The organism is Spiroplasma litorale (assembly GCF_001267155.1).
Taxonomy (GTDB): Bacteria; Bacillota_I; Bacilli_A; order Mycoplasmatales; family Mycoplasmataceae; genus Spiroplasma_A; species Spiroplasma_A litorale.
Genome location: NZ_CP012357.1, coordinates 328760 through 353449, shown reverse-complemented (window position 1 = coordinate 353449; position 24690 = coordinate 328760). Strand labels below are relative to the sequence as shown.

General features: G+C 24.5%; 24 protein-coding genes. 3 read left to right on the top strand and 21 right to left on the bottom strand.

All coding sequences use genetic code 4. From position 1 onward, the window contains the following. Positions 1–43: 43 nt before the first annotated feature. From tig to SLITO_RS01720, 9 genes are all read right to left on the bottom strand, one after another. A complete protein-coding gene (gene tig / locus SLITO_RS01760) occupies positions 44–1333 on the bottom strand; it encodes a trigger factor (RefSeq protein WP_075058070.1) in 1290 nt (429 codons plus the stop codon). Between the two features lie 41 nt (positions 1334–1374). Then, a complete protein-coding gene (locus SLITO_RS01755) occupies positions 1375–2019 on the bottom strand; it encodes a hypothetical protein (protein ID WP_075058069.1) in 645 nt (214 codons plus the stop codon). 15 nt (positions 2020–2034) lie between these two features. Continuing rightward, positions 2035–2940, bottom strand: a complete 906-nt coding sequence (locus tag SLITO_RS01750; RefSeq protein ID WP_235443373.1) for a hypothetical protein — start codon at positions 2938–2940, stop codon at positions 2035–2037. 56 nt (positions 2941–2996) lie between these two features. After that, entirely contained in the window at positions 2997–4316 is a 1320-nt protein-coding gene (locus SLITO_RS01745) for a hypothetical protein (RefSeq protein WP_075058067.1), read from the bottom strand. A 137-nt stretch (positions 4317–4453) separates the two neighbouring features. After that, positions 4454–6337 carry a hypothetical protein gene (locus SLITO_RS01740; protein ID WP_075058066.1) on the bottom strand — a complete coding sequence of 628 codons (1884 nt, stop codon included), beginning with the start codon at positions 6335–6337 and terminating at the stop codon, positions 4454–4456. Between the two features lie 170 nt (positions 6338–6507). Next, a complete protein-coding gene (locus SLITO_RS01735) occupies positions 6508–7362 on the bottom strand; it encodes an ROK family protein (protein ID WP_075058065.1) in 855 nt (284 codons plus the stop codon). Then, the gene (locus SLITO_RS01730; protein ID WP_075058064.1) at positions 7362–8102 is read right to left on the bottom strand and encodes a class I SAM-dependent methyltransferase; all 741 of its coding nucleotides are present in this window, start codon (positions 8100–8102) and stop codon (positions 7362–7364) included. The genes SLITO_RS01735 and SLITO_RS01730 overlap by 1 nt, the downstream gene beginning before the upstream one ends. Continuing rightward, positions 8092–8628: a phosphoribosyltransferase gene (locus SLITO_RS01725; RefSeq protein ID WP_075058063.1), complete on the bottom strand. Its 537-nt coding sequence runs from the start codon at positions 8626–8628 to the stop codon at positions 8092–8094. Before SLITO_RS01725 ends, SLITO_RS01730 begins: the two co-directional genes overlap by 11 nt. Before the next feature lie 78 nt (positions 8629–8706). Further along, positions 8707–9030 (bottom strand): PTS lactose/cellobiose transporter subunit IIA, encoded by a 324-nt coding sequence (locus tag SLITO_RS01720; RefSeq protein WP_075058062.1) that lies wholly within the window; start codon positions 9028–9030, stop codon positions 8707–8709. 54 nt (positions 9031–9084) lie between these two features. Here SLITO_RS01720 and SLITO_RS01715 point away from each other — a divergent pair, with 54 nt between their 5' ends. Continuing rightward, positions 9085–9282: a hypothetical protein gene (locus SLITO_RS01715; protein ID WP_075058061.1), complete on the top strand. Its 198-nt coding sequence runs from the start codon at positions 9085–9087 to the stop codon at positions 9280–9282. 53 nt (positions 9283–9335) lie between these two features. Here SLITO_RS01715 and SLITO_RS01710 read toward each other — a convergent pair whose 3' ends face one another. The 4 genes from SLITO_RS01710 to SLITO_RS01695 all read right to left on the bottom strand — a co-directional run bounded on the left by SLITO_RS01710 (position 9336) and on the right by SLITO_RS01695 (position 14137). Further along, positions 9336–11504 (bottom strand): PTS transporter subunit EIIC, encoded by a 2169-nt coding sequence (locus tag SLITO_RS01710; protein WP_075058060.1) that lies wholly within the window; start codon positions 11502–11504, stop codon positions 9336–9338. A 21-nt stretch (positions 11505–11525) separates the two neighbouring features. Then, positions 11526–11828, bottom strand: coding sequence for a PTS sugar transporter subunit IIB (locus tag SLITO_RS01705; protein WP_075058059.1), 303 nt, complete (start codon positions 11826–11828; stop codon positions 11526–11528). A 195-nt stretch (positions 11829–12023) separates the two neighbouring features. After that, positions 12024–12647 (bottom strand): hypothetical protein, encoded by a 624-nt coding sequence (locus SLITO_RS01700; protein ID WP_075058058.1) that lies wholly within the window; start codon positions 12645–12647, stop codon positions 12024–12026. Beyond that, the gene (locus SLITO_RS01695) at positions 12638–14137 is read right to left on the bottom strand and encodes a glycoside hydrolase family 1 protein (RefSeq protein ID WP_075058057.1); all 1500 of its coding nucleotides are present in this window, start codon (positions 14135–14137) and stop codon (positions 12638–12640) included. Before SLITO_RS01695 ends, SLITO_RS01700 begins: the two co-directional genes overlap by 10 nt. 51 nt (positions 14138–14188) lie before the next feature. Here SLITO_RS01695 and SLITO_RS01690 point away from each other — a divergent pair, with 51 nt between their 5' ends. Next, complete coding sequence (locus tag SLITO_RS01690) at positions 14189–14386, top strand: hypothetical protein (protein ID WP_075058056.1); 198 nt, start codon at positions 14189–14191, stop codon at positions 14384–14386. 61 nt (positions 14387–14447) lie between these two features. On the opposite strand, the gene mtnN is transcribed toward SLITO_RS01690, so the two are convergent. The 6 genes from mtnN to SLITO_RS01660 all read right to left on the bottom strand — a co-directional run bounded on the left by mtnN (position 14448) and on the right by SLITO_RS01660 (position 22079). Beyond that, positions 14448–15140: a 5'-methylthioadenosine/S-adenosylhomocysteine nucleosidase gene (gene mtnN / locus SLITO_RS01685; RefSeq protein ID WP_075058055.1), complete on the bottom strand. Its 693-nt coding sequence runs from the start codon at positions 15138–15140 to the stop codon at positions 14448–14450. After that, positions 15106–16212, bottom strand: a complete 1107-nt coding sequence (locus SLITO_RS01680) for a nicotinate-nucleotide adenylyltransferase (protein ID WP_075058054.1) — start codon at positions 16210–16212, stop codon at positions 15106–15108. The genes mtnN and SLITO_RS01680 overlap by 35 nt, the downstream gene beginning before the upstream one ends. 3 nt (positions 16213–16215) lie before the next feature. Beyond that, positions 16216–17085, bottom strand: a complete 870-nt coding sequence (locus SLITO_RS01675) for a Cof-type HAD-IIB family hydrolase (RefSeq protein WP_075058053.1) — start codon at positions 17083–17085, stop codon at positions 16216–16218. A 23-nt stretch (positions 17086–17108) separates the two neighbouring features. Further along, the gene (locus SLITO_RS01670; RefSeq protein ID WP_075058052.1) at positions 17109–18824 is read right to left on the bottom strand and encodes a hypothetical protein; all 1716 of its coding nucleotides are present in this window, start codon (positions 18822–18824) and stop codon (positions 17109–17111) included. Positions 18825–19174: 350 nt separating this feature from the next. Next, positions 19175–21505, bottom strand: coding sequence for a hypothetical protein (locus SLITO_RS01665; RefSeq protein ID WP_075058051.1), 2331 nt, complete (start codon positions 21503–21505; stop codon positions 19175–19177). 37 nt (positions 21506–21542) lie between these two features. Continuing rightward, a complete protein-coding gene (locus tag SLITO_RS01660; protein WP_144416393.1) occupies positions 21543–22079 on the bottom strand; it encodes a hypothetical protein in 537 nt (178 codons plus the stop codon). 258 nt (positions 22080–22337) lie between these two features. Between SLITO_RS01660 and ispH the strand changes: the two genes are divergently transcribed. Next, positions 22338–23213 carry a 4-hydroxy-3-methylbut-2-enyl diphosphate reductase gene (gene ispH, locus SLITO_RS01655; protein WP_075058049.1) on the top strand — a complete coding sequence of 292 codons (876 nt, stop codon included), beginning with the start codon at positions 22338–22340 and terminating at the stop codon, positions 23211–23213. Here ispH and SLITO_RS01650 read toward each other — a convergent pair. Both SLITO_RS01650 and SLITO_RS01645 read right to left on the bottom strand, forming a co-directional pair. Further along, positions 23206–24000 (bottom strand): Nif3-like dinuclear metal center hexameric protein, encoded by a 795-nt coding sequence (locus SLITO_RS01650; RefSeq protein ID WP_075058048.1) that lies wholly within the window; start codon positions 23998–24000, stop codon positions 23206–23208. The two genes, ispH and SLITO_RS01650, sit on opposite strands and share 8 nt — an antisense overlap. Further along, positions 23981–24685 (bottom strand): tRNA (adenine(22)-N(1))-methyltransferase, encoded by a 705-nt coding sequence (locus SLITO_RS01645; protein WP_075058047.1) that lies wholly within the window; start codon positions 24683–24685, stop codon positions 23981–23983. The genes SLITO_RS01650 and SLITO_RS01645 overlap by 20 nt, the downstream gene beginning before the upstream one ends. Positions 24686–24690 lie beyond the last annotated feature (5 nt).

Genomic DNA, 24690 nt, shown 5'->3' with positions numbered 1-24690 from the left:
CCATTAAGTGCTAAAAAATAAAAAAAATGTGATTTTTCACATTTTAACCATTATTTTCATATAAGAAATTGATTATTTTTTCTTTAGTTATTTCTTCTTTTATATTGTCAACTGGAAGTAAATTATTTTTAATATAGTCAGGCTCAACACCAAATGATTTTGCCAAACTAGAATACTTATTATTAATGTCTTCTTCAGTAATTTCAAATTTTTCTGTATTTCTTACTTTATCAGTAATTAAATAACTTTCCAATCGTTTAATTGCATCATTTCTTAACTCTTCACGAATATTTTCATCAGTTAAACCAGTTTGTTTTTTATAATCTTTCATAGTTAATTTTTGACTTTGAACTTTATTTTCAAATTCTTTGTATAAATTATCAACTTCTTTATCTATAACCGATTTAGGGATTTCAATAGTAGAGTTTTTAGATATTAATTCAATTACCTTATTTACAAAAATTGTTTTTTGTTGTGTTTCTTTTTGCTCTTTAATTTGTTTTTTTACATAATCTTGTAATTCTTTGAAGGTTTTAACTTCTGGAATATTTAAATCTTTTGCAAGTTCATCATCTTTATTTGGCAGTATTTTTTCTTTTATTGATTTAATATTTAATTTAAATTCAGCCTTTTTTTCTGATAATTCTGGTGTGTAATCTTTTGGAAAAGTTACTTCAATTGAAGATTCTCCAATTGATTTACCAATCATTTTATCTTCAAAGCCCGGCACCATTTTACCGCTTCCTATATCAAGTTTAAAATCAAGTCCTTTGCCACCTGGAAATGCAACTCCGTCAATAAATCCTTCAAAATCAAATGTTACAACATCACCTTTTTCAATTTTTGCGGCTTTATCTTTATCTTTTTCCATTGCAAATCTTTCTCTATATTGATCAATTGCTTTGTCTAAATCTTCTTTTGAAACTTTAACTTCTTCTTTAACTAGGTCTTTATCTTTGATTCCCTTATAATCTTTAATGTTTATTTCAGGTTTTAAATCAAAAATAAAATCAATTTCACAATAAGTATCATTAATTTTTTTTGGTGTTGGTACTGGCGAATTAAAAGGTTTAATATCAGAATTTTGATCTAATGCAAATTTTCATGCACTATCAATAATTGATTGTAAAGCAGCATTTAAATATTTTACTGGTGTTACAAATTTCTCTATTTTGTCTTTTGGAGCTTTTCCTTTTCTAAAACCAGGAATTGTAATAGTTGAAGCAACTTTGTTTTTTCCTTTTTTAACTGCTTCAATTCATTTTTCACCTTCAATAATAACTGTTCAATAACCTTGACCTTTTTCTAACTCTTTTTTTGCACTAAATTTCATTTTTTTTCTCCTTTGTAATGAACTTTTTTAATTATATCAAATTATTTATTATTATATATTGTTTTAACTTCTATCTTATCCTTAATTCTAATAACTAATTCATCTAAATCAAATAACTTAGCTTTCAACATTTCATATTCAAATGAGTTATCAATTTCTTTTTTTATGCTTTTAAATTCATTAACAATGAATGGCAATATCTTGTCGACACTATTAATATATTGATCAATTTTTTCATAATCTATTGAAATATTAAAACTTGGAAAAACTTCAACAACTAAATTTATTATTTCTAAATAATAATTTAATTCATTTACAAAATAAATGATTTTTGTAATCAAATTTGCATGAAATGATTGAACTACTAAAACTGGATCGATATTGGTTTCAATCAAGTCCAAATAACTTTTGTTAATAGTTTTACTCTTTTGTTTTTTATTACTAAAAATATCTTTTTTTAATTGAGAAAATTCTTCTCTTACAATTTTTTCAATTTTTTTATTTTTAATCGCTTCTTCTAAAATGTTTGTCAAATATTTAAAAGAGTTATTATTGTCTACTAACTTTAATCACATATCCTCAACACAACATCAACAATCTGCAAGATTATTAATATTGCATTCACAGTTTTGAATTGCGCAAATACAATTTTTAATAGTTTCAACATTACATTTACAACAGTTCATAGTTACTCCTATCAATTATTTAATATATTTGTTTAATAGTTTTTCATCATAATCAATTTTATTTATTTTTAACTTATCGATAAGTTCTTCAATATCTTGTTTTTTACTTTCACTCATATTTATTTTAAACTTTTTTGCTAGTTTTATAAATTTTTGATTAAAAATAATTTTACTTAAATGCTCAATGGGTATTATATCAAAAATTATATTTATATTACTATAATCAATTGCATATTCTTTACCTTTATTAGAGATTTCTAAATCACATTCATAATTGATTCTTTCAAACAATAATAATAAGTCCTTTTTTATTGACAAATAAGCATTCTTAATGCAATAATCTGGGTCAATATTTTTTATATTTATAAATTCTTCATATTCATTTAAAGTCTCTTTAGTTAACTCCTCTTTTAATATTGCAGGTAATATATTGGTTATAATTTGATTTACAATTAATTCACGACTTTTATAAATAAAAAGAAAATAATATTTATAAAAAAAATATTCTGGTGACTGTAAGTTTAATTTTAGTTTCTTTAATCTATTATTTAATTTTGGTTTATAAAACTTAAACCATAGGTTTTCGATGATGTTATTATAGTTTTTTAATTTATTTACTATGTTTTGCGCAACTTTATAACCAAAATTTTTATACAATTTCCTTCAAACAAATAAATAGTTTGAATTGCAAAAATTTTTGTTAAAGTATTCTTTTATACCCAATAATTTTAAATCTACTTTTTTATTTTGTGTAATATTTCAAAAATTTTCAATTTTACCCTTCTTACTAACTCACCATTTTCTTTGAATTGTTTTTTTAAAAATAAAATCTTTATCAATATTTTCATTATAATAAATTTTATTTTTAATAGATTTAACATAAAAAATAACAATTATAGATAATAATAAAATAAATAACAAAAAAGAAGCTAAGGTTATAATAAAAACTTTATCTAACATAAATCAAAAAAAATGAACTATTCATTAACTTCAATAGATTCATTTTTTGTTATTGCTTCTTGTTTTTTTAGTTCTTTTTTGTTGATTTTATTTTCTACAATACTTTTAGTTTTTGAATTATTTGAGCTAATATTAAGTTTTCTTTCAATTTTTTTCTGTATTTTCAATCTTTTTTTAAGTAGTTTGGGTTGTTTAGAAGTATTCAAACTTAATCAAACTGTTAGATTAGACATTCTGAATTTTCTTGCCATTTTTCTTCAAAAGTTAAAATATCTATTACTTGGATTAGAATATTCATCAAAGTCAAATGATCTTCCACAAATAATAAAATGTGTTAATTCATCATAGTCTAAAGTAGGTGTTTTATCAGTCGGTACAAATGATTTTTTAGTAGTTGTATTATCAGATTCTGAATAAGTTTTGTTATTTTCGTTTCTAGAAGTACCGTAAAGTTCTTTTCAAAGTTTTTCTTTTTCAGCTTGTTCTCTTTCATAGTTTCTATCTACTTTTGAAGTTTTAATTTCTTTTTCCTTTTGAATTGTATTTTGATTTAATTCTTTATTTTTAACTTCATTTTTTTCTAAAGAAATATTTTCAATTAATTTTGCTTTTTCAATTTCTTCAGTATTAGGTTTTACAGTTTTTGTTTCTGTTTTTTTAGAATCATTTGCAATAGATTTTGGTTTTGTATTTGCTTTTTTCTCTTTTAATTCTTTTGCTTTTTTAGCTTTTAATAATCTTTCTTTTTCAGCCTGTTCTTTTTTTAATTTTTCTTGTTCTAATTTTTTTTGTCTTAATACAGCTTCATTTTCTTCTCGTAATTGAGCTTCTCTAAGCATTTTATCAATTTTAGTTTCTTCTGTTTTTATTTTTAAAGGTTTAGATTTCTTAGTTTTTTTATCTAGGTTCTCTTTTTCTTCTTCAACAGGTGGTTTTGTATTAACTTTCAAGTTTTTTTCTACGATTTCAGGATCTGATTTAATTAGAATCTCTTGAATTTTTTTAATATTTTCACGTTTTTCACTTAGCTCTAGTCATCTAATTTGTTGTAAATGTTGAGCTCTTGGGTCCATAACTTTTTTATAATCTTTATGGAATTTTTCTTCCTCTTCATTAAACAAGAAAGTAATATATGCCATTAATTCTTTTCTAATTTCTGGGTCGTATGATTCATATTCCTGTGCAAAAATTAAAATAGTTTTTGTAGTTAATCTTTTTTCAATTAGACCTTTTACTCTTAATTTAGTCTTATCCGAAATCAACTTAAACATGTTGCTTTCATTTAAATTTTTTTTCACTTTTTTGCTTGATTTATTCTTTATATTTTTTGTAACCATATAAGCCTCCGTAACGAAAAGAATAATAATTAAGTTTTAATGTACTTATAAATATAATTTTATCATTAAATTTAAAAGTATAAAACAGATATAACATTTTATTAAAATAAGCAAGTTATTAATAAACTTGCCTATAACTATTTGATATTTTTAGTAAATTTCTTACTAATTTTTTCAATTCTATCTTTTCTTTTTTGATCTTCTAATTGTTGAATTTCTAAAGCTTTTTCTTCAATTGATTTATATTTATCTGTTTTTCTTGCTGCTTTTAAAGATTCATCAAATAATTCATCATCATGAACTCTAGTAAAGTAAGCTTTCATTTTTAATTCAGTTTTTTTAATCATTTCCTGTTCATATCTAATTTGAGCATCAATACTTGCAATTTCAGCTCTGTTTTTAGCATCTCTTTCAAGACGTCTTTCTCTTTCAAGTCTAAGAACTGTGGCTATTCTTTTTTCCTCAGTTCTTTTCATTTGACGTTCTTTCATTAATTCAATTAGACGTTGTCTTTCTTGAAGTCTTCTCAATCTCTCTGCTTTTTGAATAGCTCTCAAGTTGATTTCTTCACGTTTTTTAATACGTCTAAGTTCTCTTGCTTCGGCAATTTTTCTAGATCTTGCAACTATATAACTGTTTGCACGTTCTATTTTTAATAAATTAATTCTATGACGTCTTTCATTTCTTAATTCTCTTAAAAACTCAATTTTTTGTGTCATTTCATCAATTGCTTTTGATTGATTTTGATGATCATCTAAAAGTTCTTTCATAGATGGTCTTTTTAAAACATCATATTTCATTGGATAATGACCGATTGGTTTTATTTCATGATAAGGTTTTTTAGTTTCTGAAGTTTCTATTAATTGATTGTTCTCTTTTCTACCAAACAATTCAGATCTTTCTTCGTTTCTTGAAAATTCAAAACCATCTTTTGAAAGAACATTTTTTTTCAATGGATTTATCATTTCATCTTTTTGTGTATATTTAAAAGGTTCAAAATCATCATTTTTTGGAGTTAATTTTTCTTTATCATAGAAACCATCAGCAAGGTTTCTTTGGAAAAAGTCTAGACCCAATTCTAATGCAGCAACAGTTTCATCTGATGATCTAACATAACTTTCATCATAATCAATTTTGTTTACTGTATTAAATTCTTCTCTGCTCATTTGTTCACTAGCAACATAACCATTATTTTCTTCAACCTTAGTTTCAAAACTTTGTGTTGTATTTGATAAATTTGCATTTGAGTTATTATTTGCACTAAACAATGAATCATTGTTACCTTTTACAAATTCTTCTAAATTTGGGTCTGGCACAGCTTCTGAAGTCATAATTTTAGTCTCTTCATCAAAATCAAAATCGCTATCAATGGTTGAGTCCAAATCATCTATATAAGAGTTTTTTTCAGCTGTATATCCACTTTTCAAGAAACTTTCAGGTTCTAATGTACCTGTAACAGTGGTATCTAAATCATTTAAAATATTTTCAATTTCATGTAAATTTCTACCTGTTTTGGGGGTAGCTGTAAAGTTAAATTGTTCTACTTTTGTTTGACTTTGAAAACCTGCTCTATTAAGTATATCTTCTCTTGTGTTTCTATTAATGGTTTTATTTCCACCACTTAATCTGTTTAACAAGTCTTGTCTCTTTTGGCTTGGAGACATTGAAACAGGTTTAACATCAAGTCTATCTTTTCATCCATCAATTTGGCTACCTGAATTTGGGTTGCTTTTTTTACTTGTATTAACTTGGCCTTCTCAAAAGAATTTGAATATTCTATTAAATTCAGATTCTCAAAGATCAATAAGATTAAATCTTCTTGGATCATCTTTTGGTAATGAATCTATTCTTTCAAAAGAAGATATTAATTTTTTATAACTTTCATCAGATTGAAGATTATATTTATTTATAAGCGCTAAAGCTTTTTGCCCAAATTTTTGATATACATATTCAACTTCATTTTTATTTTGATCAACTTTTTTTGTATCTCTAGGTTTTCTTTCAGAATTGTTAGATGCCATAAATTACCCCCTAAAATTAGATTTAAATTGATTATACACTATTTTTTAAGGTTTTTAAAGTAGGAATTAGTATTATACACTATTTGAAACAAAAAAAATGATATTGTTATTAAAATATTTTAGATTTTTATAATAATATCATATAAAATATATATTTATTTTTTAAAGAATTACATCATTGCACAACCAAGTAATGTAGAATCATCTAAATCTGTTGCAAATTCAAGTTTTGTTTTATATCCAATATCTTTTGTAACTTCAATCACTTTATCAAATATCTTTTCATATCACTCTTTATTATTCATTGCAACACTGCCACCGATTACAACTATTTCAGGATTGAAAAAGTAAATAGCAGTAGAGAAAAACTGTATGTATTTTTCTTCAATGTACTCAAAATATGCATTAACTATTTTATTATCTTTTTTATAATAAATATCAAAAGCTTCTTTAGTATCTTTAATTTCTATTCCTTCTGATCTTAAATTATTAAAAATATTTCTTCCACTTGCAATAAACTCAATCCCTGACTTAGTTATATTTTCAGCACTTAAATCTGGTATTGCATTTGCAATTTCTAATGCTGTATTTTTATAACCATTTAGTATTTTTCCATCAAAAACAAACCCTGCTCCAATACCTGTTGAAATTGTAAAATATAATAATGAATGTAAATTATTTCTTACTACATACTGACCAAGGGCAGCTATATTTGCGTCATTGTTCATTTTTATATTTTTAATTTTGTAAGCTTCTTCAAATCTTTTTCTAAGTGGTAAACCATTTCAACCTGGTAAATTATTAGAATTAATAATAATTCCAGTATCTGGGTCAAATGGACCTGGACAACATATTCCAATATAATCTATTTCATAATTTCATTTTTTTGTTATATTCGTAATTTCATCAAAATTTTTTTCAAAATTATTTGGTTCAGAAATAATTGATTCTTTACAAATAATTTTTTTACCATCAATTATTGCTAACCTAATGCAAGTACCACCAATGTCAACTGCTAATTTCATTATATTCCTTCTTTCTTTTGAGAAATAATAGTAATTGTATTAAACTCTTTTTTATATTTTTTTTCAAAATTGAAATATTTATTTAAATACTTAAATCCATTTAATTCTAGTAAGTTAATAAATTGATAAGTACAATACCAGTTTAATTCCATTATTTGTTTTTCCTCACAAACATTATTTCTATAATATTTTATAATATTTGTTGACTTTTGTTGCAAAAAATCAATTTTATTAGAAAAATTTTCCACTTTAATTACTTCTTTATTTATATTAAAAGTTGAAGTAGTTACTTTACCTTCAACAAATTTGGTTGGGAATATTAAATCAACATAAAAATATCCATTAAAATTTAGTAAATTGTTAATACTTTTTAATAATTTAACACAATCATCTTGGTTAAAAAAATTCATAAAACCATTGGGCGAAATAACTGTATCATACTTTTTTTCAGAAGTGTATTCAAAAACATTTTTATTAATAAATTTAGGTTGGCTTTCATTACATAAATTTATATTAAATAAATTTTGCATTTCAGTTGAATTATCTAATCCTTCAATATTTACATTGTATTTATTTAAATAAATACAAATCCTTCCGTTTCCACAACCTAATTCTAAAACGTTTCCACTTTTTGGTATTAATTCTTTTTTATAAAAATCTATATCACCATCAATGGAGTGTCCTACTGGGTTATTATAGTTATAAACCAAACTGCTTAATTTAAGATATCTATTCTTCATTTGACTCTATTGTATATATATTTTCTAATTGTCTATATAAATCATCAATACCAAAACCATACCCAACAATATATTTATCCGGAATTGTAAATAATGAATCATATTTATATTTAAATTTTGTTGGAGTATCTTTTTTTGACGCTAAAACTAAAACATTTAAACTTTTAGGGTTTAAAGAGTTTACATATTCATAAACTGAATTCATAGTTTTACCTGTATCAATAATGTCTTCAACAATTAAAACATCTTGGTTTTTAATAATTGGCTTAACAATTTTTTTATGATATAAAAGTTCATTTGAAGATTTGACACCACTGTAACTTGAAACAGTTATTGTGTCAATCTTTATAGGAAATTTTAGTTTTTTTAATAAATCTGAAAATAAAAATAATGAACCGTTTAAAATTGCAATTATTGAAAGTTCTTTATTTTCATACTTTTCATTTAATTTATTTGCATATTTATTTATTTCAGCGTTAATTTCTTCTTTCTTAATTAGTAAAGAAAGTTTATTCATATTTAGCATTTTAACCTCACAAAACATAATTATTATAAATAAAAAAATACATTAATATGTATTTTTAATAAAATTAATGTATTTTAATTATTTTTTTTCTTTTAAATGTTTATATAATTCAATCATTTCTTTAGATAATAAAATAACTGTTTCTGTTGTTAACAATTGATCTTCTGCATGCATAAACAAAACAGGGATATGAATTTTTTCACCTGCTGCTTCTGCAGATATAACATCCATATGACTATGACCAGCAATACCCAAAGCTTTTTCTGATAACTCCATCTCATCTGATGCTTCTTTGAAATTACCTTCTTTTGCAAGTTTAATTGCATTGATTGCACGACCTTTTGCTTCTCCTGCATTTGCAATAATAGTAAAAGATATTTCTTCAAAATTTAAATCTGCCATTTTTTCTCCTTTTATGTATTTTTGCTATAATCTTAATGAAAGTAGGTTTTAAACATGCATCTTTCTGATTTAGCTTATTTTAGTTTAATACCAATAATATTATGCCTTGTAGTTTATATCATTTTTGAATCAATTGAAAAAATAGGTCATAAATATTTACCATATAAATTAAAAGTATACGTAATTGGTATAATAGTTTGTACAATAATAGTAATTGCAATTGTAATTACTGCATTATTTGTAGATATTTAGAAAAACTGTCGCTTAGGACAGTTTTTTTTAATTATTTTTATTTATTATTTTATTTATTGTTTTTTAGAGTTAACTTTTTGTTGCATTTCTGCATATTTTTTATCTCTATTTTCTTTATAAGTTTTTGCTTTTGCTAAAATATTTTCACGTTTTACTTTAGCGTTTTCAATTTGTTGTTTTTTACGTTCTTCAAGTTTTACTGAATTAACCATTCTTTTTGCTCAGAACTCATTTGAAGATTCTGCATTAAGAACAACATATTCAGCTTTATTTTGTAAGTTTTCATATTTTGTTTCAGTATTTACACTAAATCTGTATAATTTATCACTGTAATAACGTTTTTCCATTTCATATTTTTCAGGATTTTCTTTTTGTAATTTTTTGAAATAAAGTATATTATCCAATAATACAAATGGCATATAACTTGTAATAGTTACTCCAAAACAAATCATTGCAGGAATTATAGCCTTAGCATCAAGTGATGTAATAACCGCTGTTAAGAATCAAGGCGCAGTTCAAGGTGCAGCCACATATGAATATTTAACAAACCCTAATACATCTGGTGAGAATATTCAACCTACCAATAAGTTTAATACTGGAGTGAATATGAAAGGTACAACATAAACAACATTTAAAACCATTGGATAACCAAATATAACTGGTTCATTAATTTGGAAAACTCCAGCTGGAGTAGAATATTTTGCAATCTCTTTTAATTCTCTTCTTTTTGAGAAACAGAATGTCATTATAAGAAGACCAAGAGTTGCACCACTACCACCAACATATGCATATCCATCAAAGAATGGTTTTGCAAATACACCCATTGATCCACTTGCTGCAGCAGCATCATATCCAAGTGATGTAACTAGAGCACTGTTTATTCCTAAAACCATTAAGAATATAGGTTCAAAAATTCCACCCATTATGTTTGATCCATGAACACCAAAGAATCAGAAGAATCCAACCAATATCATAAAGGCTATTCCTAATCCAAGACCACCCTTACCAGTTGCAAAACCAATAAATCATGATGTTATGAACTGATAAATTGCAGCACTTAAACCAAATTGAGTTGGGCCTAAGTTATTTCCAATATATGATCCTGTAAGAACTCTTATTGAATCTCCATCCATACCAAAGTTTAAAATGTTTCCGCTTGCTAAATTATTGAATGCACTGATACCCGATACCATTGATGCACCGCTACTATTATAACCAGTAGTCATTACCAATACAGCTACATATGATTGAACTTCTGATGATTGGTTGTTATATCATTGAGCAAATGTATTTCTGTCTAAATTATTTAACAAATCATTTATTCATTGATTATCTTCAAGTTTAAGTCCACCTAAATTTTTTGCAATGTTTTCAGCACCCATTCCTTTAATTGATGCTAATAAACTATCAATTTCGTTTACATTAGAAAGACCTGGTACTTGATTATTACCTGTAACATAAACGTTTCCTTTAACTATAGCAACTGCCAATACAATTAGATTGACACCCCCTACAGCAAATAAAGTAAAAGTAACTGGTAGGAAAACCGCAAATGATTTTCCAACAGCTGGAGGTACACTATCTGGAAGCTTAATATTAAGCATCCTTAGTGAAGAAAGTCACATAAATAACTCTGTTGCTGCAATACCAAATACAATTGCTCCTATAAGTCCTTTTGCATCCATGAAGAAAGCAACTTCTCCTAAACTCCCTAACATAAATGCAGCAGTTGAAACCATACCTGCTATAATTGGTGATTTAAATCCTTTTCCAAGTGAGATATAGTAACCAAATAAGAATGAAAAGTATATTGACATCATTCCTACTGTAACAGTGTTCATATGACCGAATGCTAAACCACAAATTTTAGATGTTTGATATCACCCAAGTAATTCGCTACCATCTTTAGCTACACCAGAGTTAATTAAATTACCTATTTCTTCTCAAGTGTAATCTGAGTGAGCAGCTTTTGCAAATAAACCAAGTAACGAAACATAACCTGATCCAGCACCACCGAATATTATGGCATTAATCAAAACACCTATTGACCCAGCAATAATCAATGGTATCATCGTACCAAATGAATCACGAATTGCAGCAAGGTGTCTTTGATTTCCGACTCTTGCCATTGCTGGGATAAATTTAATTTTAAACCATTGTTTAAAGCCTAGTTTTTCTTTTACTCTAGACTTTTCGTTTGGCGTAAATTTTTTATCGTCCATAATTTTCTCCTTTCTTAAATATTACAGCCCTAGCATTTTTAGAGCTTGTTTTATGGCATCTTCTCCTTTAGCTAATGCATAAATTTGCGTTGGTATCAATTCAACTGGTTTACCAACTGCCATTTTCTTAATTTCATCAAGTGCATAACTGATTTGTGGGCCAATCATAATTGCATCATATGATGAAAGTTCTGGTTTTGCTTCTGCAATACCTTTGGCAACAATTTCAAATTCAAGTTTTTTAATTGTTGCATACATTTGCATTTTTTTAACAAGCATACTTGTAGACATACCTGCAGAGCAAACTAATAATATTTTTTTCATATAACCTCCTTAAAAAAATTATATATCATATTTTCCAAAATTGGTATATAAAATGGAAATTATTTTAATTTCGGAAATATAAGTAATAATTTAATTATTTATTATACAAATATGATTGCAGAGCATAAAAAAACCTACTATAAAATAATAGGTTTTTAAATATGTTGCACACAATTAAAAATTAGTTATTATAAATTAAATTATGTTTTTAATATAATGAAGCAAGCTATCAATTTTTTTGTTTATATTTTGCTCTTTATTAGGTTTATATATTTTAAGTTTTAGTTTTGTTTTTAAAATTTGTACTCTAAAAGCAAGTGATTGTTTTTTTAAATATGCGTTTAATATATGCCTTTCAAAAAATCCCATAATCGAGGTATCGCCTTTAGCATAATCAAAATATATTATTTTTGTTTTTGTGTTTAATTTATTGCTTTTAAATCTTACTTGTTTTATAAAAAGCTGGTTTTTAACAACTCATGTCAAACAAATTTCTTTATCTGAAACTAGCTTTTGAACTTTAAATACATTATTGTTATTCTTTTTACTTGCTTTATATCAAGAGTCCTGAGTAAAATTTGTTGGATTTAAATTTGGATTTAAATCCTCTAATGATATTTCTAAAAATGCATTGTAAACTTCCTCAACAGGACGATTTATTTTCATAGACATAAAAAGTTTACTAATTCTTTTTCTTTCTTCAAGAAATGAAGTATATTTTTGATTGTTAAGTTTTTTTTCTATTTCATCATAGTTTTTTTGCGCTAGTGCTGATTCATCCTTTGATAAACTTCCATCTTTAATTATTTTTAGACTCATTTTATATCTCACCTTGCTAATAACTCTGATAATTCTTTTTCTAGTACATCTTTTTCATAATCTATATTTTTACAATCTGATTTTATAACATTTTTATACCAACAATAACTTAATTTAGGTTTTCTATTTTTTATAGGTGAATTGAAATCTACAGAAACTAACCCATAATCTTTTCTATATCCTGCACTTGGTGAAAAAATATCACAATAAGTTCACATTGAATAACCTATTAAATTTAAGTCCTTATTCTTGCACTCTTTTATTGATTTTAGTATTGGTTTTAAATAATTTATTCTTTCATAATCCAAAATCATATCTTTTGATTTATCATCAAAATCACCAAAACCATTTTCTATTATCATAATTGGTAAATCATATTTATCTTTGTAGGCTTTTAAACCAACTTCCAAATATTCAGGGACAATTGGTCATAATCATTTTGTATAATTTTTATGCTCTTTTGGTAAAACAATACTAAAATCACCAAAATCGTTTTCAACAGGTTCTTTATGTAGTAATTTCAAATCAAAATTATTTTTCTTAGATGTTATAAAATATGGCCTGTAAAAATTTCAGCCTATAAAATCAAGTTTATATTTTTTTAAATATTCTAACTCACCGTCAATTATATTTGGATCAAGTTTACTATCTTTTAAGTAATCTCAAAATACTTTTGGATATTCTCCTAATATATTTGGATCTATCCAAAAATCTCTCATTCAAGCATTATAATTATCCATTAAATTTTTATTTACTATTTCATCATTTCCATTATTTCATATAATTGGAGGTGATCAGTCATCATCAATTCCAAGTATAGAATCTTTTGAAATATAACCTTCAATTTTTGCTTTTTCAAATTCTTCTTTTGCAATTGCAGCAGAAACATTTAGATTATGAATTGCTTTAACAAACTCATTTGGGTCTTTTTTACATGGAGGAAATGCGTCACCTAGATAGCCATCAAGAGTAAAGGATTTATTCTCATCATTAACAAATCATATATCACTATATTTACCTAAATATTTAAACACTGTTTTGCAATAATTTCTAAATGCTACTAGAACTTTCTTTGAAGACCAGCCACCTTTTATTTCTAACCATAATGGTGTATCTCAATGAAATAATATGGGAATCGGTTTTATTCCATTTTCACTTAATTCTTTATATAAATTATCATAAAATTGAATTCCCATTGGATTAATATAGTTTTCGTCCTTAGGAAATATTCTTGTTCAATCCATATTATAAACAAATGCATTTAAACCTAAATCTTTCATAATTTGAACATCCGATTTGTATTTATGATAAAAATCACTCGAAACTTCTATTGAATTAATTTCTCTTTCAGTTGAATTAATTGGTGGTATTTTATAGTAAGTTTTCGTAAATCAATCTCAAATTGAATCTGTTCTTCCATGAAGATTTCTAGCACCTTCAATTTGAAATGCATTTGAAGATGTAGAATATATAAATTCCTTTTTTTTCATATTGATTTCCTTTCTTATTTTATTATAAAATCAATGCAGCGAGGTAATTTTATGAGCACAGAAGTGATTCTTATTATAGCAGGAGTATTGCTTGCATTACCATTTTTGATATGAGGAATATTAAGATTCTGTGACAAAATTTTACATAAATTTTTTTCTTGATCAAAATTTTTAATTTTAATTGTTTTTTTAGTTGCTTGAATTGCTGCAATTTCAATAATTGTTTTAAAAATAACTAATAAAATTTAAAAAAATTTTAATACTATATATATTATATTATTAAAAATAAAAAATAATGGAAAATATTCCATTATTTTTTATTTTGCTCTATTTTTCTAATTATTTCATTAATTTTATAAGAACATTTTTTCAAAAATATACTAAATTCTTCTTCGTTTGATTTGCTGCCAATTACATCACTTATTATTTTTATTGATGATATATTTTTTTTAAGTATAAACGAAGTTTGAAAAAGAGCAGCGCATTCCATATCAATAATTTTTATTGAATCATTAACTTCATACACATATTTTTCAACCTTCTCAGTTGAATTAATAAAAATATCACTTGAAAATATATTTGCTTGCTTTTTTGATATATTGTATGCTTCAATAAAACTAGATGATTTATATTTTTCAGGCATTTTAGGAACCTGCCCTATTTTATAACCAAAACCAGTAACATCAACATTGCCTAAATAAGCATTATCTATTACAACTACATCCAATACATTGATTTCTTTATCAATTGAACAAGCTGTTCCAATGTTAATAAAATAATCTATATCATATTTACTAATCAAACAAGATAAACAAGTTGCAGAATTAATTAATCCAATACCTGTAATGGTTAAATAACTTTTATTATTTTTATAAACTAAAAATGGTTCTTTTTCAATTAAAACAAAGTTATTATTTATGATTGTGGCTTCAGCTTCTTCAAACATTGCAAAAATGTAACAAATGGTTTTATTCATCGATTTTTTTACCAATTCAATATTCATAAGATTCTTTTAGTTTTTCTCCAATTCCATTTTTACCATTTTTTAAAACAGCAAATTCATATTGTCTCGTTAATAGTTCTTTAAAACCAAGTTTTAAATCATTTTTTACAATTGTTCTATATTTCTCAACATTAACATAGTCTCTCTCATGTGAGACTTTATCTGCACAAAAAACAATCATATCCAAAACTGACATTTCTTTACTTCCCACAGTATGATTAAAAACTGCATTAATAATTTCTTCATCATCAAACAATCAATCATACTTAAGATGAAAAGCACCAACATAGGAATGTCAAACTTTTTTAGGTTCGCTAATTAGTGAAGAACCGTACTTAATAATATACTCTTCCATTGCTTCATAATCCCATTCCTTAGCAATGTCATGTAAAGTTCCAGCTATAAAAGCCTTGTTTAAGTCATAATTATTTAATTTAGCTAATTCTAGAGAAAACTGCCCAACATTTAAAGAATGAATATATCTTTCGTGTGTCATTTTAGTTTCTAGGCGCTCATATAAATACATTAAATTATTATTAACATAATCATTAACTTCTTTTATTTGTAGTTCTAATTTTTCAACATTTCTAATATTTGTAGAACTTAAGTAATTATTATCAAATTCAAATAATTCAATATTATATTTATCCAATATAATTTTGTTGTAGTTTTCAGATCTTTTATAGACTTTAAAATCAATTGTTTTAATCAAATCATCAAAATGGTCTCATTTTTCAAAATCATCCAATTGATCAGAACCCATAATAAATGAAAAACTAAAATTTCGATATTTATTTTTATAATAGCAAACTGTATCATATGTGTAAGATTTTACAGTCTTAGAAATTTCATATTTTTTTATTTTAACATAATTTAAAGATTTAGTTGCGATTTTAAGCATTTCTAATCTTTGACAAGCACTTGAAGTCGATAAAAATTTAAATGGATTTAAGTATGTTGGAATTAATCATACCTCATCAAATTTTAAAAATTCTCTACATGATTTTATTATATTTAGATGATCAGTATGAACAGGGTCAAAACTACCACCAAATAATGCAATTTTTTTCATTCTTTATGACTCTATCATAGTTTTAAGATATTTGCCAACACCATTATCGTTAATTGGGTCAATTACCTTGCTTGCAACTGTTTTTAGAGCTTGAACACCATTTCCAACACATATACCATTTTCAAAAAAACTAACCATTTCTATGTCGTTATTGTTATCACCAATTGCATGAATTTGTTTATAATCAACATTCATTATTTCACATCATTTTTTTAAACCAGTGCATTTGTTTGTACCTTTTTCCATTGCATCAACAATAAGTCTTGATTGAATATAAGTTTTTGGGTGATATAAGTTTTTTTGGTCTAAAAATGTAATTAGATTATCAAAAGCTTTTTCATCATTAATTGGGTCAAAAGAATACATTAGTTTTAAAGCTTTGTATTTTTTAATTTTATAATCCTCTATTAAATCTTTATAATTATCATAAAAAATAAACTCTGGTTGTAGTTCTTTTGGATAATGAGCATATAATTCTTTATATTTCAAATACCTCTCAGATGTTTTTAGTGAAATAAGATCCTTAGCAGTATAAATATTAACATCTAAATTATATTTATCAGCATTATGGAGCAAATCCAAAACAATACTTTCATTCATTTCTGACTCGTATAAAACTTCGTGGTTGGTTGGATCAATAATAGCAGAACCATTCGAACAAATTATTGGCAATTTTACATCAAGTTGTTTAATATAAAATTTAAGATTTTGATAAGCTCTTCCTGTAACTATAAAAAATTTATGACCACTAGCTTTTTGATAATCAATAATATCATTAGCTGTTTCATCTAATATTTTAAAATCCTCATTTCTAACTATAGTACCATCTAAATCACTTGCAACATATGGCAAAAAATCATTTTCTTTTTTCATATGATTATTTTACTACTTTTAACTTAATCTACTATACTATTTTCCTTAAAAATGTAACTTCTAAAGAAATAATCAACATCATCGTATTTAATAAAATGAACAACTTTCCCATCAATTTTTTTAGATACAACATAATCTATATTTTCATCCATAACAATTACAAATTCAGTCTGATTTATTTCTTTATTCTCTAATTGTTTTTTTAATTTATATCAATTTCTTTGATAAATTTCATATGTTTTAAATATATTATTTTGTACGAAATTTTCTATATCTCTTCCTAGTAAAACATTATTTATTATTCTGCTATTTAGATTTCCATACTTTCTGATACTAATTGATTTAATTAAATATAACTTATTTTTTATTTTATCAACAAATGCAATATCAAAATTATTATTTATCTCGGTTCCATCAACTTTTTTATTTAATTTTAATTTTATTTCACTAATATCTTTTATAATACAATTTGGATTTCTAAATTTTGTTGAATTAAAATATTGAATTATGGTATTTTTTATTGACTCTGAAACGACCGTTGAAATTAAATCTTGATCAATATTTTGATAAAATAATTCATTTTTCTCAATGTTATAGGTTAACTGCATTAACTCTGGAAATGAAAGAATTTGTTGTGAATCAATTTTATCATTAACTTCAAAAATTACCTTTTTCATACTATCAATACTAGATATAATATTTTTTAACTTAAAATATTCATTAATCTCATTATTTTTTAAAATATGACTATTAAATATTTTTTTTATTACTTGATTATCAATATCGAAATTTGTTGATGTCTTTAAAACATTAATTAAACTTTTAAAATATTTTTTTTCTTCATATAAATAGAAAAATTCAAAAGAATTAAACATTTTTTCTAAAACTTTATAATAATAGTCAAAATCATTTTCAAGTAGATTTTTATTTTTTATGTTAGTAAGTAAATTTTTATTATAATTTTTACTTATTGTTTGTGACTTATGTGAATAAAATACTTTTCTAACATTTATACTGTAATTTATATTTGAATAAGATGTTATTTTAAAAATACTTATTGGGTCCAATGGATTTTTTTGAAATATATTTTTTATAGTGTATTCTTCTTCAATATTAGTAATAGATTGAGCATAATCATGAACTTCAATTCCTCTCTCAATTATTCCATATACTCAAATCAGAATAAATAGTGATTTAAATGTTCTTATTCTATTTATACCTATCATTATGAAACCATCCATTTTTTGCAAAAAATCAACGGTTTCATCATCGAGTTTAACAAGTAAATTTAAACATTTAAATAAAGAACAATAAAACATCAATAAACTATCTTTATAATGCCATATATCGTTTGTTTCATCATCAAATATTGGTATATTGAACTTACTTATATTTATGTAATCTTCATTATCATTGATTTCATTATATTTACTAGCTATAATTCTAACCCCTAAAAATATTAAGCTATTGATAAAAGCTTTATTTTCCTTTTTTTCTTTAACCGAGATAGAATCCCTAAATTTTCCTTTTTCAAAGACAAAATTTGAGAAATAGTTGTATTTATCGACAATACTTTTTAAAATAAACTTCTTATATTCATGTATTTGGTTTTTAACCTTTTTTAAAGAATCAAAAACTTTAGTTAAATCATCCTTATTTATATCAAATATATCAAAATAAGAAGTGTTTTTGTCATCCAAAATATCATTAAGCAATTTTACGAAGCTTTTATTAATCATTTTATGTGTCCTTTTTATATAACATTATTTTATAAAAACATTTTAAAAAAATAAAATATTTTTATAAAAAATATTGAAATCTTTAAAAATATTTGATATATTAATTTTGTCCTTTGGACACTATGGCAATTAAATGAAATCATCTCCCTTTACATCACTTTCAGTAGATGATACATTCATTTTTTTATACAATTTATAACATCCTTTCTTTCGACGAGACTGTTTACATATTGCCATAGTTAGTAAAAAGTCTTATTTATTACTCATTCATATATTTTTAATTATTAGCAAATCAACAATTTATAAGTGCAAAAAAGCATAATAAAAAACACGGATTAATCCGTGTTTTTTTATTGCTCATAGTAATCTGGATTTTTAGGATTATTTCTGACATTTTTATCTCAATATACTTCTAATAGATTTAAATAATTGTCAGCAAGTTTTGTAAATGTTTTAAAATTACTAAAGAAATATTCCTCTTTTAAATAATCTTGATTCATTGAAAATTTAGGCGATAAACTTTTACCATAATTATTAACAGTTGTTTTAAATAAGTAAAAATCAAAATCTTTATTATTTAAAGCGGCTTTTATTCCTTCATTATAAATTGTTGAAGCAAATTCTGATTTTTCTCCTTTTAAACTTGTTTCATTAAAGAAAAAATTATATTCTTGGTTTTTGATTAATTCAGCAAATGCAATATCGTCATCCGCTAATGCTCAATTTGTTTCCACACCCGTTTCTTTTGCGAAATCTAAAGAAATTTTTGCTTGATGAAAAGTTTCTGGTGTTGAAAACATTGTTTGAACAGTTTTTGTTAAGTTATAAATATATAGATCTATAACCATATATATTCTTCAATCTTCTGAATTAACTTCTGTTCCTTCTGGTAAATTTGAGTACTCACGCAATAAATTATCGAGTAATTTATTTGCATTTTCCTGGGTTGCTGGTACGCCTTCGATATTTATAAATTGATTATTAAATGAAGAACTTTCTATTCCGAGTGAAGCATTATAAAATTGGTTAAAGTTTGATATCATAGAATCTTCAGCCATTGAAAATCTATGAGAAAAAAATACACTTTTAAAGAAAATATCAGTTTTAAATTGCTTGTTATTTGGAGAATTTTTATCAGGTTCATATTTTTGTTCTTCAATATTTTTTGGGACTTTTTCAGAATAATATGTTGTTGCTAATTTATAAGAATTATCTATTCCAAAATCTTCAAAATCAGTATAAACTTTAAGGTTTGATTCTAAACTCTGATTTGAATCATCTTTTTGTTCTAATTCATCATCATTAGAATTGATAACCAACTTATTGTTAGCAACAACAAGAAGAGTTTTAGCAAAATCTAACTGTTTTGATAGCGGGTCATTTTCATTTCTAGATAACTCTATCAATTTTAATAATTTATCAAAAAAATCTTTAATTTCGTCAGTTGATAAACCGTCCTCAGTTGAGTCTTTTTTTCTTCAACCTTCTGAATTTGAATTATCTAATTGTTTGGTAAACTCTAATAAAAATTCTTTATTTTCTTTATTATTTTGAATTCATTCAAATTTAGACATTTGTTCAATAGTTGAGTCTAAATTAGTGAACAACTTTCTGACAAATCTATTTGCAACAGCCATTTGTTCTTTAGTATATTTTTCTCCTTTGTCATCAACAAATTCTCTTCTCTTAAGAGCTTCACTAAATAAAATCGAATAAATTTGATTTTTAAAAATTGTGTTTATTTCCACGATATTTGAATTATCTATAAGATTTTCGCTTAAATATATTGGATTATTTAATAAATATTCATCTAATCTATCTTGAATTTTTTCTTTAGATCTTTTAAGAACATCATTTCCAAATTCAAAATTTACTGGTAAATTATTTATTAAATCCATAACACTTGGTGAATAATTAATAAATCCAGGGTTTAAACCATTATTTTCAAGTGAGTAAATACCTTTCAAGTTAATTAAATCACTTGAAGAAGCATAACCATTATATATTGGTCCTACAGCTCTCTTAGAATTAAAAACTGGGTCTAATGATGTTGCAGTGGCTTCTCTAATAGCATCTGGGTTGGATTCATTATAAATGATATCACCATCTTTGTTGGCTACTAATCTTTTATTTATATTTATTCTTGCATAAGCAGGTTCGCCCTGACCCATTCAACCAAGTTTTTCCTCATCTAAAAAAGTTACGGATAAAGTTCAACCATTTAACAAATAAATTTGGTCTAATCATCCACTTACATTATTTGCTACTCCTCACTCTTTTTCTTCAAACAAATCTCTCAAACTTCATTGTGATTGTCATGCAACTTTTCTTGATATTCAATCATATCCTGGAACTTTAGAGGATATATCATTTAAAAATGAGTTAGCCATTATATACATGTTTATTAATTCTGGTGATAAATTTGCAAATTCATCTTCAGTTAAAATTTCTTTTAAGTTAAGTTTTTCAATTAATGAGTCCACTTCTTGATTAGTTAATGTATTACCTACTTTAACTCCATAATTTTTAAGTGATTCACTTGTAATGTTTCTTATACTCATTATTTTTTCTTCATCTGAATATTCATTAAAAATATTGGGTCTATTTTCACATGCAATAACATTAGTTACAGTAAATGAAAAAAAAGAAAAAACAGATAATATTGAAAGTATTTTTTTCATTGTAAGACCCCTTTTGTATTATTATATTATAACAATATTATTTTATTTTTTTAGATTCAACTTTTTCAATTTTTTTAGCCATTTTTTGTTCTTTTTTAAGCAATCTAGCATTTTTTCATTTTTCAAGCAAAATTCCAATTTTTTTAAAAACTCATGAGAAAACTATTATTATATTTCAAACAATCATTATTAAAAGAAAAACACAGCCTACTCCATAATATAAAAATGCTGAAATACCACCAATTCTTTCTGAAAAATTGTCAGAAAACGCAAATGGTATAGCATAAAAAGTTTGATGAGGTAAAATGCCCCCACCTGCAATATATGATAGTAAACCAAATAAGACAAAAAAAACTATTGCAATTGACGTAAAATGTATATATTTAGACCAATATAAGTATTTATCTTTTGGTACATTTATATACTTATTACTTAATTTTTCCTGAATAAATCAATTCATAAATATAAAATATAAAAAAGGAATTATTGGTATAGAAGGTATTGCTCCAATTATTGTTGCTGCAAAAATAAATCCTTGAGCTGAATTAGGTTCATTTCTACTATCAATTAACAAAGAATGGAACCCCCTTATTCAATAATAAAATCCACTATTATTGTGTTCAACGATAGTTGAGCATAATAGCATAAAAATTTGAAATAAAAAAAGAGATACCAAAGTAAAAAGAAGTCAAAATATTTTATATAACCTTTTGTAGGGTTTTAACTTAATTAAGAAACCTGATATTTTTTTCATATTTCCTCCAATTATTATTTTAAATTATTTTAATATAATATTATATTAATTATAATATATATTACTTAAGAGGTTTTTATGAATGTAATAAAAGTTACTCCGAGAGGTTATTGTCTTGGAGTTGTAAAGTCTATTAAAATGGCTAAAGATACCATCAAAAATTATCCAAATAAAAATATTTATATGATTGGTCTTTTAGTTCATAACAAGATTGTTGTGGAAGAACTAGAAAAGAGTGGCATAATTGTTTTAGATGATTGAAAAAAAACAAGATTGGAACTAATTGAATCAATCCCTAAGGGAAGCGTTGTAATATTTTCTGCTCATGGAACTAACGATAAAGTAATTGATCTAGCATTAAAAAAAGGTTTAACAGTTGTTGATACAAAATGCAAATGAGTTTTAGAAACCGAGGAATTAATTAAAGATTATTTAGAATTGGGCTTCGATATTATATTCATTGGAAAACATGGTCATCCAGAAACAATTGCTTTAACATCAATAGATGAAAAAAAAATTCATTTAGTAACAAATGAACTTGAAGTTGAAAATATAAATTTGAGTCCGTTGACTGATATTGTTGTAACAAATCAAACTACTCTTTCAATAATTGATACAGAGAAAATTTTTAATAAAATTAATTCTATGTATAAAAACGTTATTTATAAAAATGACATTTGCGATGCAACATTACAAAGACAAAAAGCAGTTCTAGAATTAGATCCTTCTAGTGTAGATTTATTATTTGTAGTTGGAGATGAAAGAAGCAATAACACTCTTAAATTAGTTGAATTAGCAAAAAATAAAGGCATAAATTCAATAAGAATTAATTCAAAAAATGATATTGATTTAAATACCTTAAATAATATAGTTAATGTAGCTGTTACAGCAGGAGCTTCTACACCAAGTTTAATTCAAAACGAAGTTATTGCATTTCTTGAAAGTTTTAATTAAACCTTTTAAATTGATTTTTAATATCAAAAGTTAATACTTTTAATTCATTAAATGTTTTAAGAATTTTATTTTGAATATCATCAATAAAATAGTTTTCCATGTAATGACCAAGAGTTAACATGCTAACATTATTTTGATTAGCATATAGTCACTCATTTCATTTTGCTTCACCAGTAACATAAAAAATATCTTTTAAGTTCATATCTTTTATAATGTTTCCAGCAGATCCGGTAGCAATATAAAATTTTATAAACTCTTTTTCTAAATTAAAGTTATCAGTTATTAAAGGGTTTGAACTTCCAAAAATAAAAATAAGTTTTTCAGTTATTTCACTAGCTTGCATTTCTCTTAAAAATTCTATTTCAAAATATTTTTCATTTTCACCAATTATATTACTGCTTTTAATATTAAATTGTGTTTCTAACAGACTTACCAAGCCTTGATTAGAACTATTGTCATAATTTGTGTGAACTGAAAATATTTGAATTTCTTTTTCAACAAGCAAATCATAGATTAATTTTTTGTTTTTATTTTTTAATTCAATTTCAATATCATTAAATATAAACGGATGTCTACTAATTATTAAATTTGCATTTACTTCAATAGCATAATCTACAACATCCTTTGTAACATCTAAACATATTACAATCCCAGATATTTCATCTTGACTTTTCATATTGTAAACTTCTTCTAATTGAAACCCAGCTTTATCTCATTCTGCTTCCAAATATTTTGGAAATAAATCATTTAAATAGTTAATTAACACATTAGTTTTTATTTTTGTCATTAAGTTTAATACCTCTCTTAAGTGTTGAATTTATAAGTTTTTTATATTTGATAAGTTGTTTTAATTTTTTATCTTCTTTTGGAATTTGATTGATAATATTTCTTAGTTTTTCATCTTCTAATATCAATTTGTTAATAAACATTTTATTATTTTCTCTTCTTAATCAAGGTCCAAAATACTGATCTTTCTTATTTTTAACTCTTTTTCCGGCAAATTTATTAACTTTTATAATTTCATATATTATTTCATTATCTTCAACTAAAGTTTCAGATTCTATAAAATATTTTTTATTTTTTGATCATTCTCTTATTTTTTCAAGACTAGTGTTAGTACAAAAAATATAACTATCAATATTTTTGTTATCATTACTTAATATATTTAGCATTGTGTTACTACCAACACCCGAAATAATGCAAGTATTTATAACAAATTTATTATTTTTTGTTCATTCAATACCATCTGCTAGTTTAGTCTCTATTATATTTTCAACTCCAAATGAACGTATATTATTTATAGCTGTGTTAAGTGGTCCTTCAGATATGTCTGTTGCATAAATTTTTTTTGCTTTTCTATCTTTTGCTAAATAAATTGGCAAATAAGCGTGATCAGTTCCAATATCAGCTACAATATCGTCTTCATTAATCAATTTTGCAAGCGCAAATAATCTTGGTGTTAAAAAACTCATATTTT